The 16,240-nt window shown below is 64.3% G+C and carries 15 protein-coding genes; 8 read left to right on the top strand and 7 right to left on the bottom strand.

From position 1 onward, the window contains the following. The first annotated feature begins 19 nt into the window (after positions 1-19). Both ACLCGK_RS19585 and ACLCGK_RS19580 read left to right on the top strand, forming a co-directional pair. Positions 20-148, top strand: a complete 129-nt coding sequence (locus ACLCGK_RS19585) for a hypothetical protein (RefSeq protein ID WP_015271274.1) — start codon at positions 20-22, stop codon at positions 146-148. Between the two features lie 90 nt (positions 149-238). After that, entirely contained in the window at positions 239-1,438 is a 1,200-nt protein-coding gene (locus tag ACLCGK_RS19580) for an MFS transporter (RefSeq protein WP_410952718.1), read from the top strand. A 136-nt stretch (positions 1,439-1,574) separates the two neighbouring features. On the opposite strand, the gene ACLCGK_RS19575 is transcribed toward ACLCGK_RS19580, so the two are convergent. Further along, entirely contained in the window at positions 1,575-4,595 is a 3,021-nt protein-coding gene (locus ACLCGK_RS19575; protein ID WP_367245696.1) for an FAD-binding and (Fe-S)-binding domain-containing protein, read from the bottom strand. A gap of 152 nt (positions 4,596-4,747) precedes the next feature. On the opposite strand from ACLCGK_RS19575, the gene ACLCGK_RS19570 reads away from it, so the two are divergent. After that, positions 4,748-5,632: a LysR substrate-binding domain-containing protein gene (locus tag ACLCGK_RS19570; RefSeq protein ID WP_013973663.1), complete on the top strand. Its 885-nt coding sequence runs from the start codon at positions 4,748-4,750 to the stop codon at positions 5,630-5,632. 178 nt (positions 5,633-5,810) lie between these two features. Here the strand turns inward: ACLCGK_RS19570 and ACLCGK_RS19565 are convergent, their stop codons facing one another. The 6 genes from ACLCGK_RS19565 to ACLCGK_RS19540 all read right to left on the bottom strand — a co-directional run bounded on the left by ACLCGK_RS19565 (position 5,811) and on the right by ACLCGK_RS19540 (position 12,427). Continuing rightward, positions 5,811-7,229, bottom strand: coding sequence for an amino acid permease (locus ACLCGK_RS19565; protein WP_161551429.1), 1,419 nt, complete (start codon positions 7,227-7,229; stop codon positions 5,811-5,813). 744 nt (positions 7,230-7,973) lie between these two features. Beyond that, positions 7,974-9,041, bottom strand: a complete 1,068-nt coding sequence (rluB, locus tag ACLCGK_RS19560; protein WP_013973666.1) for a 23S rRNA pseudouridine(2605) synthase RluB — start codon at positions 9,039-9,041, stop codon at positions 7,974-7,976. A 274-nt stretch (positions 9,042-9,315) separates the two neighbouring features. After that, positions 9,316-10,086: an SMC-Scp complex subunit ScpB gene (gene scpB, locus ACLCGK_RS19555; RefSeq protein ID WP_410952717.1), complete on the bottom strand. Its 771-nt coding sequence runs from the start codon at positions 10,084-10,086 to the stop codon at positions 9,316-9,318. Continuing rightward, complete coding sequence (locus ACLCGK_RS19550) at positions 10,073-10,798, bottom strand: segregation and condensation protein A (RefSeq protein ID WP_162097115.1); 726 nt, start codon at positions 10,796-10,798, stop codon at positions 10,073-10,075. The genes scpB and ACLCGK_RS19550 overlap by 14 nt, the downstream gene beginning before the upstream one ends. Positions 10,799-10,923: 125 nt before the next feature. After that, positions 10,924-11,553, bottom strand: coding sequence for an L-threonylcarbamoyladenylate synthase (locus ACLCGK_RS19545; RefSeq protein ID WP_038408376.1), 630 nt, complete (start codon positions 11,551-11,553; stop codon positions 10,924-10,926). A gap of 13 nt (positions 11,554-11,566) precedes the next feature. Then, positions 11,567-12,427 carry a PHP domain-containing protein gene (locus ACLCGK_RS19540; protein WP_023661025.1) on the bottom strand — a complete coding sequence of 287 codons (861 nt, stop codon included), beginning with the start codon at positions 12,425-12,427 and terminating at the stop codon, positions 11,567-11,569. A gap of 67 nt (positions 12,428-12,494) precedes the next feature. On the opposite strand from ACLCGK_RS19540, the gene ACLCGK_RS19535 reads away from it, so the two are divergent. From ACLCGK_RS19535 to ACLCGK_RS19515, 5 genes are all read left to right on the top strand, one after another. Then, positions 12,495-13,088 (top strand): septation protein A, encoded by a 594-nt coding sequence (locus ACLCGK_RS19535; protein ID WP_003259096.1) that lies wholly within the window; start codon positions 12,495-12,497, stop codon positions 13,086-13,088. Between the two features lies 1 nt (position 13,089). Then, positions 13,090-13,389 carry a YciI family protein gene (locus ACLCGK_RS19530; RefSeq protein WP_015271283.1) on the top strand — a complete coding sequence of 100 codons (300 nt, stop codon included), beginning with the start codon at positions 13,090-13,092 and terminating at the stop codon, positions 13,387-13,389. Between the two features lie 204 nt (positions 13,390-13,593). Beyond that, complete coding sequence (locus ACLCGK_RS19525; protein ID WP_013973673.1) at positions 13,594-14,271, top strand: response regulator transcription factor; 678 nt, start codon at positions 13,594-13,596, stop codon at positions 14,269-14,271. 101 nt (positions 14,272-14,372) lie between these two features. Then, complete coding sequence (locus ACLCGK_RS19520) at positions 14,373-14,789, top strand: Spy/CpxP family protein refolding chaperone (protein ID WP_410952716.1); 417 nt, start codon at positions 14,373-14,375, stop codon at positions 14,787-14,789. Positions 14,790-14,849: 60 nt separating this feature from the next. Beyond that, on the top strand, positions 14,850-16,190 hold the full coding sequence (locus tag ACLCGK_RS19515; protein ID WP_410952715.1) for a sensor histidine kinase: 1,341 nt from the start codon (positions 14,850-14,852) through the stop codon (positions 16,188-16,190). Positions 16,191-16,240: the final 50 nt, after the last annotated feature.

Below are 16,240 nucleotides of genomic sequence, written 5' to 3'. Positions count from 1 at the left end.
ACTTGCGAGGAACGACGAGATGCATGAAATCCCGAATCTTCCCTTCCCAAGCCTGAACCCAGAAGAGCCAACCGTTACCGTTCACGCCGAACCGGCAGCTGCCGTCGAGCAGGATGGTGACGATCAATCCAGCGCTGACCAGGAATAACCGCGCATCCCCGACTGTGTGAAAACGGCTGACCTGCGGGCTACCCCCGTCATCACGTTTTCACACCGTCCAGAACCCACGTAGGCCCTCATGCCCCACTCACCGCGCCCCCTTGCGGTCACCCTGCAAGTCGTCTCCATCGTCCTCTTCACCTTCATCGGCTACCTGAACATCGGCATCCCGCTGGCCGTATTGCCCGGCTATGTGCACAACGACCTGGGCTTCAGTGCCGTGGTCGCGGGCCTGGTGATCAGCGTGCAGTACCTGGCCACCCTGCTCAGCCGGCCCACCGCCAGCCGCATCATCGACAACCACGGCAGCAAGAAGGCAGTCATGTATGGCCTGGTCGGCTGCGGGCTCAGCGGGGTGTTCATGCTGGCCTGCGCCTTCCTCACCCACCTGCCCTGGCTAAGCCTGGCCTGCCTGCTGGTCGGCCGCCTGGTACTCGGCAGTGCGGAAAGCCTGGTGGGCTCCGGTTCCATTGGCTGGGGCATTGGCCGCGTAGGTGCTGAAAACACGGCCAAGGTCATTTCCTGGAACGGCATCGCCAGCTATGGCGCGCTGGCCATCGGCGCTCCGCTGGGCGTGCTGATGGTCAAGAGCCTGGGCCTGTGGAGCATGGGCGTGAGCATCATCCTGCTGTGTGCGCTCGGGTTGCTACTGGCCTGGCCCAAACAGGCCGCACCGATCGTCAGTGGCGTGCGCCTGCCGTTCCTGCGGGTGCTGGGCAAGGTGTTCCCGCACGGCTCGGGGCTTGCCCTGGGCTCGATCGGCTTTGGCACCATCGCCACCTTCATCACCTTGTATTACGCCAGCCGTGGCTGGGCCAATGCGGCACTGACCCTGAGCCTGTTCGGCGCCAGCTTCATCAGTGCGCGACTACTGTTCGGCAACCTGATCAACCGGCTTGGCGGGTTCCGGGTGGCGATCGCCTGCCTGTCGGTGGAAACGCTCGGGCTGCTGATGCTGTGGCTGGCGCCCAGCGCCGAACTGGCGTTGGCGGGGGCCGCACTGAGCGGGTTCGGCTTCTCGCTGGTGTTCCCGGCACTGGGCGTGGAGGCGGTGAACCAGGTGTCGGCGGCCAACCGCGGGGCGGCGGTGGGGGCTTATTCGCTGTTCATCGATTTGTCGCTGGGGGTGACCGGGCCACTGGTGGGCGCGGTGGCGGCGGGGTTCGGGTTTGCTTCGATGTTTCTGTTTGCGGCAGCGGCGGCGGCTTGCGGGCTGGTGTTGAGTTTGTATCTGTATCGGCAGGCGCAGCGAAGGCGGGATCGCGCACAGCAAACCTGATTTATGTACTGCCTGCACTGGCCCATCGCCGGCAAGCCAGCTCCCACAGGGTCCGCATGAACCAAGGCTGACGCTACACCTGTGGGAGCTGGCTTGCCGGCGATGGGCTGCAAGGCAGCCCCCGGGGCCCTGAAGGTCAGCGCTGAGCGTACTGCAGCACCACTTCCAGCGGGTGGCGCATCTGCCGCTCGGTCATGCGCTTGACCTGGCTGCGGCACGAGTAGCCTGTCGCCAGCGGCTCGCCTTCCTTGTCCAGCTTGGTCGCCCACGACTGCTCGAAGATGGTCCGCGAGGTATCCTGATTGCGCGCCTCGTGCCCATAGGTACCAGACATACCGCAGCAACCAGTCGCCTCGGTCACCAGCTTCAGGCCCAGACGGGCGAACACCTGCTCCCACTGCTTGGTGCTGGCCGGCACGTTGGTCTTCTCGGTGCAGTGCGCCATCAGGCGGAAATTGCCCGGCGCAGTCGGTGCCTGCTCCGGCAGCACGTCCATCAACCACTCCTGCGGCAACAGCACCTGCGGGCAGCCATCCAGGCCCGGCACTTTCTGGTACTCCTGGCGATACACCAGGGTCATCGCCGGGTCCAGGCCCACCAGCGGCACGCCGCAGTCAGCCAGGGCCTTGAGCTGGGTCGCATTACGGACAGCCGCCTTGGCAAACGCACCGAGGAAGCCCTGAACGTGCAGTGGCTTGCCGTTTGCACTGTACGGCGCCAGGAACACCCGGTGGCCCAGGCGGTGCGCCAGGTCGATGAAGGCCGACAGCAGCGGTGTCTCGAAGTAACGGGTAAATGCATCCTGCACCAGCACGATGCTGCGCTCGCGCTGGGCCGGGGTCAGCTCACGCAGTGCCGGCACGCTGGCCACGCCGACGCGGCAGCGGGTCAGGGTGGCCTGGAAGTTGAAGCGACTGATCAGCGGGCTGTCGACCATGCCGACCTTGTCGGCCAGCAGCTTGCTCACCCACTTCGAGCCCATCACCGCGTTGTACAGCCCGGGCGCGTGGGCCAGGTACGGGATGGTGAACTCCAGCGAACCGATCAGGTAGTCACGCAGCGGGCGCTGGTAGCGGCCGTGGTACAGCTCGAGGAAGCGCGAGCGGAAGTCCGGCACGTTGACCTTGATCGGGCACTGCCCGGCGCACGACTTGCACGCCAGGCAGCCGGCCATGGCGTCGTACACCTCATGAGAGAAGTCTTCCTGGCCCTGGCTGCGCGCACGGTTGTTGCGCAGGCGTGCCGGCAGGCCCTTGAGCCAAGACACCTTGTTGCGTGCCGCCGCCAGCACGTCGATATCGGCTTCGCCCTGCAGGCGCAGCCATTCGCGCATCAGCGAGGCACGGCCCTTGGGTGAGTGCTGGCGCTCGCGGGTGGCCTTCCACGACGGGCACATGGCGTCGTTGGGGTCGTAGTTGTAGCAGGCGCCGTTGCCGTTGCAGTGCACGGCGCTGGGGAAGTCCTGCCACACGCGCTCGTCGATGGTGCGGTCGAGATCGCCGCGCAGGGTCACGCCATCGACCGGGGTCAGGCCTTCGGCACTGCCCAACGGGGTGCAGATCTTGCCCGGGTTGAGCTGGTTGTGTGGGTCGAAGGCGCCTTTAAGGCGCTGCAGCGCCGGGTACAGCTCGCCGAAGTACTCCGGCACGTATTCAGAACGCAGGCCCTTGCCGTGCTCGCCCCACAGCAAGCCGCCATAGCTTTTGGTCAGCGCCGCCACGGCGTCGGAAATCGGCTTGACCAGTGCGGCCTGGGCCGGGTCCTTCATGTCCAGCGCCGGGCGCACGTGCAGCACGCCGGCATCGACGTGGCCGAACATGCCATAGGCCAGGCCGTAGCCATCGAGCAGTGCACGGAAGTCGGCGATGTAGTCGGCCAGTTGCTCCGGCGGTACCGCGGTGTCTTCCACGAACGGTTGCGGGCGTACTTCGCCCTCGACGTTGCCCAGCAGGCCCACCGAACGTTTACGCATGGTGTAGACGCGGGTCACCGCCTCGGCACCCTCGGCCAGGGTATGGCCCAGGCGCTCGACGCTGGTGTCGCTCTGCAGGTGCTGGATGAACGCTTGCACCTTGGCATTGACCTCGGCCGGCTCGTCGCCGCAGAACTCCACCAAGTTGATGCCCAAGGTCGGGCGCTCGGGGTCGGCCGGGAAGTATTCGGCGACGCTGTGCCAGACGATATCCTTCATCGCCAGCATCAGCACCTTGGAGTCGACGGTCTCGATCGACAGCGGCTTGTGCGCCATCAGCGCGTTGGCATCACGCAGTGCATCCATGAAGCTGGTGTAGCGCACGTTGACCAGCACGGCGTACTTGGGGATCGGCAGCACATTGAGCTTGGCTTCGACCACATAGCCCAGCGAGCCCTCGGCACCGCACAGCACGCTGTTGAGGTTGAAGCGGCCCTGCTCGTCGCGCAGGTGGGCCAGGTCATAGCCGGTCAGGCAACGATTGAGCTTGGGGAAAGTGGCTTCGATGAGATCGGCCTGGGTTTCCTGGATCTCCCGCGCCATGCGGTACACCTCGCCGACCCGCCCAGGCGCAGCACAGGCCTGTTCCAGCGCGGCATCGTCGATCGGCAGGCTGTGCAGGCGCTCGCCACCGAGCAGCACGCTGTGCAGCTCCAGTACGTGGTCGCGGGTCTTGCCATAGGTGCAGCTGCCCTGGCCGCTGGCGTCGGTGTTGATCATGCCGCCGACAGTGGCACGGTTGGAGGTGGACAGCTCGGGGGCGAAGAACAGCCCGTGCGGCTTGAGCGCAGCGTTGAGCTGGTCCTTGACAGTACCGGCCTGCACCCGCACCCAGCGTTCCTCGACGTTGATTTCGAGGATCTTGTTCATGTGCCGCGACAGGTCGACGACGATACCGTCGGTCAGCGACTGCCCGTTGGTGCCGGTACCACCACCGCGCGGGGTCAGCTTGACCTGCTGGAAGCGCTCCTCGGCCATCAGCGTGGCGACCCGCGCCACATCGTCGGCGTCCAGCGGGAACACCGCCGCCTGTGGCAAGCGCTGGTAGATCGAGTTGTCGGTGGCCAGCACCGTGCGGGTGCCGTAGTCGGCACTGATCTGGCCACGGAAGCCGCTGTTGCGCAGGGCTTCGAGGAATTCGGGGTAGTTGGCGCTCGGGGCAACGGTCGGCAGCTGGGCGATCATCGAAGGATGGCCTCTTGATATTGGCTAATTCACGGGATTCCTGTCGTTCCGGCATGGGTGATGACATGCGGAGGTGACGTGCAGGCCAATGTTCCTGTAGTTTCGCTTCAGGGGCAAACGGATAATCCTGCCGCTATTAATGACTTTCATGAATGAATTACCGCCATCTCACCCCGTCCATGTCGCTGCTACTCGCTTTCGAGGCTGCCGCCCGGCATGAAAGCTACACCCGAGCCGCCGCCGAGCTGTCGCTCACCCAGAGCGCGGTCAGCCGCCAGGTGCAGGCGCTGGAGCAGCAACTGGGCCTGACCCTGTTCCGCCGCGAGGGGCGCCAGGTGCAGCTGACCGATGTCGGCCGCCTGTACCAGCGCGAGCTCAGCGAGGCACTGGGGCGCATCCGCAGCGCCACCTTGCAGGCGTTGGCCTACCAGTCGGGGGTAGGCACCTTGCGCCTGGCCACCCTGCCCACCTTCGGTTCGAAATGGCTGCTGCCGCGGTTGCATGCCTTCTACAGCGCACACCCGGGCATGTTGGTGCACATACATTCACGCATCGAAGCCATCAACTTCGACACCAGCGAGATCGATGCCGCCATCGGCGTGGCCAGCCACGACCTGCCGGGGTTGATCTGCCATCGCCTGCATGCCGAGGAACTGGTGGTGATATTGCCGCCTGAGGCTGGTGCGGACAGCCAGGGCTGGAGCCCAGCACGCATCAGTGAAGAGGTGCTGCTGAATGTGGCCAACAACCCGCATGCCTGGGGCGAGTGGTTCTCGCACCATGGCCTGGCGCACCGGGCGATGCGCCTGGGGCCGAGCTTCGAGCTGACCTCGCACCTGATCCAGGCGGTACGGGCCGGGATCGGCATCGGCCTGGTGCCGCGCATACTGGTGGAGGAAGAACTGGCCAAGGGTGAGCTCTACAGCCCAGGGGTGGCATTTGCCAGCCAGCGCAGTTATTACCTGATCTACCCCCCGCGCAATGAGGCATTGCCGTCGCTGCGGGCGTTTCGCAGTTGGTTGCTGGAGCAGATCTGAATGTCTGGGCTGCCTGTACCGGCCCTTTCGCGGGCACGCCCGCCCCCACAGGGACCGCGCTGAACTGGAACCTGTGGTGATCCTGTGGGAGCGGGCGCGCCCGCGAAAGGGGCGGCACAGGCAACAAAAAACCCGAAGCCAGTCACCCGGCTTCGGGTTTTTCTATCGCCGCAGCGCCTTACTTGGCCACGCTACCAGCAGCCCCAAGGGCCTGCGCCTTGCGACGCGGCTTGACCATGTAGACCACGAACATGGCAAACAGCCACACCGGGATCGCATACACGGAAACCTGGATACCCGGGATCATCGCCATGATGCCCAGGATCAGCACCACGAACGCCAGGCAGATGTAGTTGCCATAGGGGTACCACAGCGCCTTGAACAGCGGCTTCTGGCCAGTGCGGTCCAGGTGCTGGCGGAACTTCAGGTGCGAGTAACTGATCATCGCCCAGTTGATCACCAGGGTAGCCACCACCAGCGACATCAGCAGTTCCAGGGCGTTTTGCGGCATCAGGTAGTTGAGCAGCACCGCGATCAGCGTCACGCCTGCCGACGCCAGGATCGAGCGCACCGGCACACCGCGGCTGTCGACCTTGGCCAGCGACGCCGGAGCGTCACCTTGTTCGGCCATGCCCAGCAGCATGCGGGCGTTGCAGTAGGTGCCGCTGTTGTACACCGACAGCGCTGCAGTCAGGACCACGAAGTTCAGCAGGTGCGCGGCCACGTCACTGCCCAGCAGCGAGAACACCTGCACGAACGGGCTGCTGCCATAGCTGCCACCGGACGCATCGATGCTGGCGACCAGGTTGTCCCATGGGGTCAGCGACAGCAGCACCACCAGGGCACCGACATAGAAGATCAGGATACGGTAGATGACCTGGTTGATTGCCTTGGGGATCACGGTCTTCGGCTTGTCGGCCTCGGCAGCGGTGAAGCCGAGCATTTCCAGGCCACCGAAGGAGAACATGATGAAGGCCAGGGCCATCACCAGCCCGCTGACACCGTTCGGGAAGAAGCCGCCGTGCGACCACAGGTTGGCCACGGTGGCTTCCGGGCCGCCGCTGCCGCTGGTCAGCAGGTAGGCACCCAGGCCGATCATGCTGACGATGGCCACCACCTTGATGATGGCAAACCAGAACTCGGCCTCACCGAAGAACTTCACGTTCATCAGGTTGATGGCGTTGATCAGCACGAAGAACGCTGCCGCTGTGACCCAGGTGGGGATCTCCGGCCACCAGTAGTGGACATACTTGCCGACCGCCGAAAGCTCCGACATGCCCACCAGGATGTACAGCACCCAGCAGTTCCAGCCCGACAGGAAGCCGGCGAAACCACCCCAGTAGGTGTGGGCGAAATGGCTGAACGAGCCGGCCACCGGCTCTTCGACGATCATTTCGCCGAGCTGGCGCATGATCATGAAGGCGATGAAGCCGCAGATGGCGTAGCCAAGGATCATCGACGGGCCAGCGGATTTCATCACGCCTGCCGAGCCGAGGAACAGGCCGGTACCAATCGCACCACCGAGGGCGATCAACTGGATATGGCGGTTCTTCAGGCCCCGCTTGAGCTCGCCTGAATGCATGTTTTGTCCACTCATGAACGAAGTCACCTGCATTGTTTTTATCTGTGACGGAATCGGACCCACCGCGCTCGTGGCGCAGCGGAATGGGCAAGGTGGTTACCTTGGGTTTCCTGACCTCAGGTGCCGCCGGAGCGGGTCAACCAGGCGTGATCAAGAGTGCGCGGTACGCAAAGGAGTCACAGGTAAAACGCGGCGCACTGTATACCCCTGCAAACGCGCAGGCGTCAACGCGTTGCATCCTTTCCTCGGGAAAAAACGCAGCGATCCTGTGGTGTGGGCCTTGAAAGGCGAAGTGATCGGCGTACATGGCGCCTCCATTTGTTGTTTTGTCAGCCTGGCTCTGTGGACAGGCTTTTGCACACGGCAATGGCGGCTATAACACCGTGGGGCGGGGCTTTGGGCAAGGGTGGGCGGGGCTTGGCTGGCTGTTTTGATGGGGAGCCGGCGGCAAGGTTTGTTTACACGATTCGACCTAATCTGAAATCCGGGCTGAAACCGACCACATACGTACAGTTTTCTTTACAAGGTGGTTCGAGAACTTGCCAGTCGTCCGAAAATTCTTTTTGTTCAATATCTTGGGGCCGCTTTGCGGCCCATCGCGACACAAGGCCGCTCCTACATGGACCGCGTCAATTTCAAATATTGCGCGGGCCCTGTAGGAGCGGCCTTGTGTCGCGATGGGCTGCGCAGCAGCCGCAAATTCTCACAGCCATAAAAAAACCAGCCCGAAGGCTGGTTCTATTTCAACGCAAAGGCCAATCAGCCACGCGGTTTGCCGCGGCCACGGCCTGCCGGCTTGTCACCTTCAGGCTTGGCCGGACGCTTGCGCATCTCGCTCGGGCGTTCGGCCACGGTGCTGCCACGGCCGGTCTTGCGCGGGGCCTCTTCACGCGCCTGGCGCGCCGGGCGTTCGCCGGCAGCAGCACCTTCGTGGGCCGGGCGCAGGCTGCGCACGCGCTCGCCACGGCCCAGCGGGCGGGTCGATTTGCGCTGCAGGCGCTCCATCTTGTCCTTGGCCTTGAGCTTCATGGCTGGCAGCGCCACCGGCTGCAGGCCCACTTCAGCAGCGAGGATGTCGATTTCGCCCTGGGTCATTTCACGCCAGCGGCCCATCGGCAGGTCGGAGTTGAGGAACACCGGGCCGAAACGCACGCGCTTCAGGCGGCTGACCACCATGCCCTGGGACTCCCACAGGCGACGCACTTCACGGTTACGGCCTTCCATCACCACGCAGTGGTACCAGTGGTTGAAGCCTTCGCCACCGGGTGCCTTCTGGATGTCGGTGAACTTGGCCGGGCCATCTTCCAGCATCACGCCGGCCTTCAGGCGCTCGATCATCTCGTCGTCGACCTCACCACGCACACGTACCGCGTACTCACGGTCCATCTCGTAGGACGGGTGCATCAGGCGGTTGGCCAGTTCACCGTCGGTGGTGAACAGCAGCAGGCCGGTGGTGTTGATATCGAGGCGGCCGATGTTGATCCAGCGGCCTTCTTTCGGACGTGGCAGGCGGTCGAACACGGTCGGGCGGCCTTCCGGGTCGTCACGGGTGCAGATTTCGCCATCGGGCTTGTTGTACATGATCACCCGGCGGGTGGCCTCGGCGGCCTCTTCGCGCTTGATCAGCTTGCCATCCACGGCAATGGCGTCGTGCAGGTCGACGCGCTGGCCGAGGGTGGCCTCGACGCCGTTGACCTTGATGCGGCCCTGGCTGATCCAGGCCTCGACGTCACGGCGCGAGCCAACGCCAATGCGCGCCAGCACTTTCTGCAGCTTTTCGCCGGATGGAGGGGTGATCTCGGTATCTTGCAGGTCTTGCTCACTCATCTGGGCACCTCCCGGTGTAGGAATGAAATAAGGGTTCTGGCGACGAACGCGCCAAAAGGCCGCGCATCATACGCGGTTCGGCGGGGGAACGCACTGGAGGGTAGAGGGTTTTGTGGGCTTTGCGAGGGGTTTCTGCCTAATGGTTATGTATTGGCATGGCCGGCCCTTTCGCGGGCACGCCCGCTCCCACAGGGATATCACAGGTCCTGAGGGCTGCGCAGTACCTGTGGGAGCGGGCAAGCCCGCGAAAGGGCCGGTACAGGCAACAAAGGAATCAGGGCAGTGACTTGCCCTCTTCTTCCACCGAGGCCTCAGGCTCTTCCTCGCGCAAATCATCGAAATCGGTCTTCAGCCCCTCTTCCATCGCATCCAGCTCCACCAGCAGGCTACGGAAGCTGGTCTCCTCCTTCGGCTCGGCAACCTCTTGCTCTTCCCCAAGGCTGGCATCCGCCAATGCCTGCAGGTGCGCCGGCACTGGTGCATCATCCGGGTCGAGCAGCGGCTCCGGCTCCATCTCCCGCAGCTCGGCCAGGGCCGGCAGCTCGTCCAGGCTCTTGAGGTTGAAATGGTCGAGAAACCCCTTGGTAGTGGCGAACATCGCCGGCCGCCCGGGCACTTCGCGGTAGCCGACCACGCGGATCCACTCGCGCTCCATCAGGGTCTTGATGATGTTGCTGTTCACCGCCACGCCGCGCACATCTTCGATTTCGCCACGGGTGATGGGCTGGCGGTAGGCGATCAAGGCCAGGGTTTCCAGCAGCGCGCGCGAGTAGCGCTGCGGGCGCTCTTCCCACAGGCGCCCGACCCACGGCGCAAAGTCCTCGCGAATCTGCAGGCGGTAACCGCTGGCCACCTCCTTGAGCTCGAAGGCGCGGCCGTTGCACGACTTGCCCAGCAGCTCCAGCGCCTGCCTGAAGACCTTGGGCTCCGGTCGCTCGGCTTCCTCGAACAGTTCGTACAGGCGCTCCAGGGATTGCGGCTTGCCCGAAGCCAGCAGGAAGGCTTCGATCAGCGACGCCAGGTCGCGGGGTTCATTCAGGTTCATCAGGGTCTTCAACAAGCGCCGGGCGAAGCCGCACGTGGATGGCGGCGAAGGGTTCATTCTGCACCAGTTCGATCAGCGATTCCTTCACCAGCTCGAGAATCGCCATGAACGTCACCACCACGCCCAGCTTGCCCTCCTCGGCGGCGAACAGCTCGACGAACGGCACGAAACCGCCGCCCTTCAGGCGTTCCAGCACCTGGCTCATGCGCTCGCGGGTGGACAAGGTCTCGCGGGTGATCTGATGGCTTTCGAACAGGTCGTTGCGGCGCATCACCTCGGCCATCGACACCAGCAGCTCTTCCAGGCTGACCTGGGGCAACAGCTTGCGCACCTTGGCCTGTGGCGCCTCCAGGCGCGGCACCACCACCTCGCGGCCGACCCGTGGCAATTCATCGATACCTTCGGCGGCAGCCTTGAAGCGCTCGTACTCCTGCAGCCGGCGAATCAGTTCGGCGCGCGGGTCACCCTCCTCCTCCTCGACCTCGGCCGAGCGCGGCAGCAACATGCGCGACTTGATCTCGGCGAGCATGGCAGCCATCACCAGGTATTCGGCGGCCAGTTCCAGGCGCACGCTCTTCATCAGCTCCACGTAGCCCATGTACTGGCGGGTGATTTCCGCCACCGGGATGTCGAGGATGTCGATGTTCTGCTTGCGGATCAGGTACAGCAACAGGTCCAGCGGGCCTTCGAAGGCTTCGAGGATGATTTCCAGGGCGTCCGGCGGGATATACAGGTCCAGTGGCAGCTCGGTCAGTGCTTCCCCATAGACCAGGGCCAGCTGCAGCTGCCGAGGCGTTTCGGCCTGTTCGGCCGGTGCCTCGGGCGTTTCCACCTGGCTCACGCGTTGACCAGGAACGGCGTGGGGTCGCCGCAGCCTTCACGGACCAGTTCCGGTTCATCGCCGGACAGGTCGATGATGGTCGATGCCTTGAGGTCACCGAAACCGCCGTCGATCACAAGGTCGACATGGTGCTCCAGGCGCTCGCGGATCTCGTAAGGGTCGGTCATCGGCTCGGTGTCGCCTGGCAGGATCAGGCTCACACTCATCAACGGCTCGCCCAGTTCGGCCAGCAGGGCCAGGGTAATGGCATGGGCCGGCACCCGTAGCCCGATGGTGCGCCGCTTATCGTGCAACAGCAGGCGCGGCACTTCGCGCGTGCCGTTGAGGATGAACGTGTAAGGCCCCGGCACATGTGCCTTGAGCAGCCGGAAGGTGCCGGTATCGACCTTGGCGTACAACCCCAGCTGCGACATGTCGCAGCACATCAGGGTGAAGTTGTGCGTCTTGTCCAGCCCGCGCAGGCGCCGCACCCGTTCGATGGCCGCCTTGTCACCCATCTGGCAACCCAGTGCATAAGCCGAATCCGTCGGGTACACCACCACACCGCCCTTGCGGATAATCTCGACGGCCTGCTTGATCAGGCGCTGCTGCGGGTTCTCCGGATGAATCTGGAAAAATTGGCTCACGTAGTCGTCCTGTTCATACCGCCAAAGGCTGTTCATGGCTGAATCGGCGCCACAGAGGTGGCAGGTCCTCGGGCAAAGGCCGGTAGGCACCAATCTCGCCCCAGGTGCCGGGGCCGTGGAAGTCACTGCCAGCGCTTGCCAGCAGGCCGAACTCACGGGTGAGGATGGACATGGTGCCCACCTGCTCGGCAGGCATCATCCCGTTGACCACTTCAAGCGCCTGCCCGCCTGCCTGAATATAGTCGGCAATCAGCCTTCTGCGCTTGCTGCGGGTCAGATCGTAGTGCATGGGATGCGCCAGGCTCACCCAAGCGTTGGACTGGCGCAGGGTCGCGACGGTTTCATCAAGGGTCGGCCAGTGCTGCTTGACGTCCCCCAGCTTGCCGGCGCCCAGCCATTTGCGAAACGCCTCGCCGCGATCCTTGACGTGCCCGGCACGCACCAGGTACTCGGCAAAATGCGGGCGCGCCGGGGCGTTGCCGCTATCGCCCAGTTCGTGCTGCACGGCGCGAGCGCCGTCGAGGGTACCGGGCATGCCCTTGGCCGCCAGCCGTTTGTCGATTTCTTCGGCGCGCAGCCAGCGGCCACGGTGCAGCGCTTCGATCGCCGCCAGCAGGGGCGGTGCGTCGAGCGGGAAGTCATAGCCCAGCACATGGATGGTCGCGCCACCCCAGGTGCACGACAGCTCCACCCCGCTGACCCAGTGCATGCCCTTGTCGCGGCACGCCTGGCGCGCCTCGGGCAGGCCTTCGATGGTGTCATGGTCGGTCAGTGCCAGCGTTTGCACCCCATGCTCATGGGCCCGGGCGACCAGTATCGAGGGCGACAGGGCGCCGTCGGAGGCCGTGCTGTGACAGTGCAGATCAACATTCATGGAGGAGCGCTTTCGCTGGAATCGATGTTTGTTATTATGCCGTCACATCCCGATTCTGGCTGCCATTGTGAAACAATTCATCGATTTCATCCCGCTGCTGCTGTTCTTCATCGTCTACAAGCTCGACCCGCGCCCCATGGAAGTCGCCGGCCACAGCTTCGAATTCGGCGGCATCTACAGCGCCACGGCCATGCTGATCATCAGCTCGCTGGTGGTCTACGGCGCGCTGTTCCTGCGCCAGCGCAAGCTGGAAAAGGGCCAGTGGCTCACCCTGGTGGCCTGCCTGGTGTTCGGCGGCCTGACCCTGACCTTCCACAGCGAAACCTTCCTCAAGTGGAAGGCACCGGTGGTGAACTGGCTGTTCGCCCTGGGCTTCGCCGGCAGCCACTTCATCGGCGACCGGGTGCTGATCAAGCGCATCATGGGCCACGCCCTGAGCCTGCCCGATGCCATCTGGACCCGCCTGAACCTGGCCTGGATCGGCTTCTTCCTGTTCTGTGGCGCGGCCAACCTGTTCGTCGCCTTCACCTTCCAGGACTTCTGGGTCGACTTCAAGGTGTTCGGCAGCCTGGGCATGACCGTGATGTTCCTGGTAGCGCAGGGCGTGTACCTGTCGCGCCACCTGCACGACGACCCTTCTACCTCCAAACCCAAGGATTGACATGCTCTACGCCATCATCGCCAGCGACGTCGCAAACTCCCTGGAAAAGCGCCTGGCTGCCCGCCCGGCGCACATCGAACGCCTGCAGCAGCTGAAGGCCGAGGGCCGCGTGGTACTGGCCGGCCCGCACCCGGCCATCGACAGCAACGACCCGGGCGAAGCGGGTTTCAGCGGTAGCCTGATCGTTGCCGAGTTCGACTCCCTCGCCGCGGCGCAAGCCTGGGCCGATGCCGACCCTTACATTGCCGCGGGCGTGTACGACAAGGTGGTGGTCAAGCCGTTCAAGCAAGTGCTGCCTTGATCTGAGACCGCGTGGGCTTCTTCGCGGGTAAACCCGCTCCTACAGGCGCAGTGCAAGCTTGAAGCCTGCGCCGTCCCTGTGGGAGCGGGTTTACCCGCGAAGAAGGCCACGCGGTACCGGCAGTTATACTGTTGCCATCAGTCTGCGGTATCTTTGCCACTGGCGGGCCGAATAGTCGCCGTCAATGGTTGAATTGAGTGAGTCATGAGCGAGCTGTTACTGATAGATGATGACCAGGAGCTGTGCGAGCTGCTCGGCAGCTGGCTGACCCAGGAAGGGTTTACCGTGCGCGCCTGCCACGATGGCCAGAGCGCACGCCAGGCCTTGGCCACACATGCCCCGGCGGCCGTGGTGCTGGACGTGATGCTGCCCGACGGCAGTGGCCTGGAACTGCTCAAGCAGTTACGCAGCGAGCATGCCGAACTTCCGGTACTGATGCTCTCGGCCCGCGGCGAGCCGCTGGACCGTATCCTTGGCCTGGAACTGGGCGCCGACGACTACCTGGCCAAACCTTGCGACCCGCGTGAACTCACCGCTCGCCTGCGTGCCGTGCTGCGCCGCAGCCACCCCACCGCCACCACCAGCCAGGTGGAGCTGGGCGACCTGGTCTATAGCCCTGCCCGTGGCGTGGCCAGCATCGATGGCCGTGAAATGACCCTGACCCTGTCCGAAAGCCGCATTCTCGAAGCGCTGCTGCGCCAACCCGGCGAGCCGCTGGACAAGCAGGAACTGGCGCAGATCAGCCTGGGCCGCAAGCTGACCCTGTACGACCGCAGCCTGGACATGCACGTCAGCAACCTGCGCAAGAAGATCGGCCCCCACGCCGATGGCCGGCCACGCATCGTCGCCCTGCGCAGCCGTGGCTATTACTACTGCCTCTGAACATCTTTACCGAGCCTTTACCATCCGCTGACCGCGCTTGACGGTGATCTCCCTAGACTGTGCTCATCCGGTAACCACCGGCCCATGAAAGGAGAGACACCATGCGCAAGACCCTTATCGCCCTGATGTTCGCCGCCGCCCTGCCGACCGTTGCCATGGCCATGCCTGAAGGCGGCCCGCACCACGACGGCCCACATCATCGCGGTGATGCGCCTTTCCACCAGCTGGACCTGAGCCGTGACCAGCGCCAGCAGATCGGCAAGCTGATGGGCGAGCAGATGAAACAGCGCCGCGACATTACCGAGCGCTACCTGTCCAAACTGCCGGCCGCCGACCAGAAGGCGATGAAGGACGAACTGCAGGCCAACCGCGACAAGACCGACAGCGCGGTCCGCGCCCTGCTCAAGCCTGAGCAGCAGAAGAAGTTCGACGAACTGCAGAAGGAACGCGCCGCACAGAAAGCCGAGTGGCAGGAGTTCCAGGCCTGGAAAGCTGAAAAAGGCAACAAGGCCCAGTAAGCTGTCCGCCCGATGCCCGGCCCGCCTCAGTGCGAGCCGGGCTTTTCTTGTTTGCAGGAGGTGCACTTGCGTTCACTGTTCTGGCGCATCCTGGCCAGTTTCTGGCTGGCCATCACCCTGGTTGCGGGCCTGTCGATCCTGCTGGGCCACATGCTCAACCAGGACGCCTGGATCCTCAGCCGCCACCCGGGCCTGAATACCCTGGCCAGCAAGTGGGCCAAGCATTACGAACAGGAAGGCCTGGCTTCGGCACAGCATTTCCTGGAACGGCGCAAGGACCGCTACAAGATCGACGTGCAGGTGCTCGACGACAGTGGCGAAGCCGTGGTGCCCGGCACCTTCCCGCGCCGTGCGGCGGCCTTCGAGGCACGCCAGCACAATGACCAGCGGCGCCTGCCGTGGCGCCGGTTGACCGAGGAATACACCAGCCCCGACACCGGCCAGACGTACCTGCTGATCTACCGCATCCCCCACCCGGCGCTGGATGCCTGGCACCGCGAAAGCCTGCTGTGGCCGCTCAGTGCGCTGGGCATTGCCCTGGTGGTGCTGACCCTGTTCAGCCTGCTGGTGACCCTGTCCATCACCCGCCCGCTCAGCCGCCTGCGCAGCGCCGTGCACGACCTGGGCCAGACCACTTACCAGCAGAACAGCCTGGCACAGCTGGCGGCGCGGCGTGACGAATTCGGCGTGCTGGCCAAGGACTTCAACAAGATGGGCGCGCGCCTGCAAAGCACCATCGGCAGCCAGCGCCAGTTGCTGCGCGATGTGTCCCATGAATTGCGCTCACCGCTGGCCAGGCTGCGTATTGCCCTGGCCTTGGCCGAGCGCGCCGAGCCTGAGCAACGTGAAGCGCTGTGGCCACGCCTAACCCGCGAATGCGACCGCCTGGAAGACCTGATCAGCGAAATTCTCGCCCTGGCACGGGTCGATGCCGAACAGGCCCATGCCGAGCCGGTGGACCTCAACGCCCTGCTCGGTAGCGTGCGCAAGGACGCCCAGCTCAGCGCACCGGAGCAGGATGTGCGCCTGGAGGCTCAGCCTGGGTTGACCTTGCAAGGTTGGCCAACGCTGATCGAGCGTGCCGTGGACAACCTGCTGCGCAATGCCCTGCGCTTCAACCCGCAGGGCCAGCCGATCGAAGTCAGCGCCATGCGCGAGCAGGACCGTATCGTGATCAGCGTGCGTGACCATGGGCCGGGAGCGGCGGCGGAACACCTGGCGCAGCTGGGAGAACCGTTCTTCCGTGCGCCGGGGCAGGATGCGCCGGGGCATGGGCTGGGACTGGCGATTGCACGCAAGGCGGCGGAGCGGCATGGTGGTAGTCTGATTTTGGACAATCACCCACAGGGTGGATTTGTAGCTCGGCTGGAGCTGCCTGAGACTGAGGCAACCGGCAGTTGATTGATGTAAATGCTCCTGGCCTCTTCGCGGGCTTGCCCGCTCCCACAGGT

The organism is Pseudomonas sp. S1(2024), from assembly GCF_046557535.1.
This window is presented reverse-complemented; position numbering and strand designations above follow the sequence as displayed.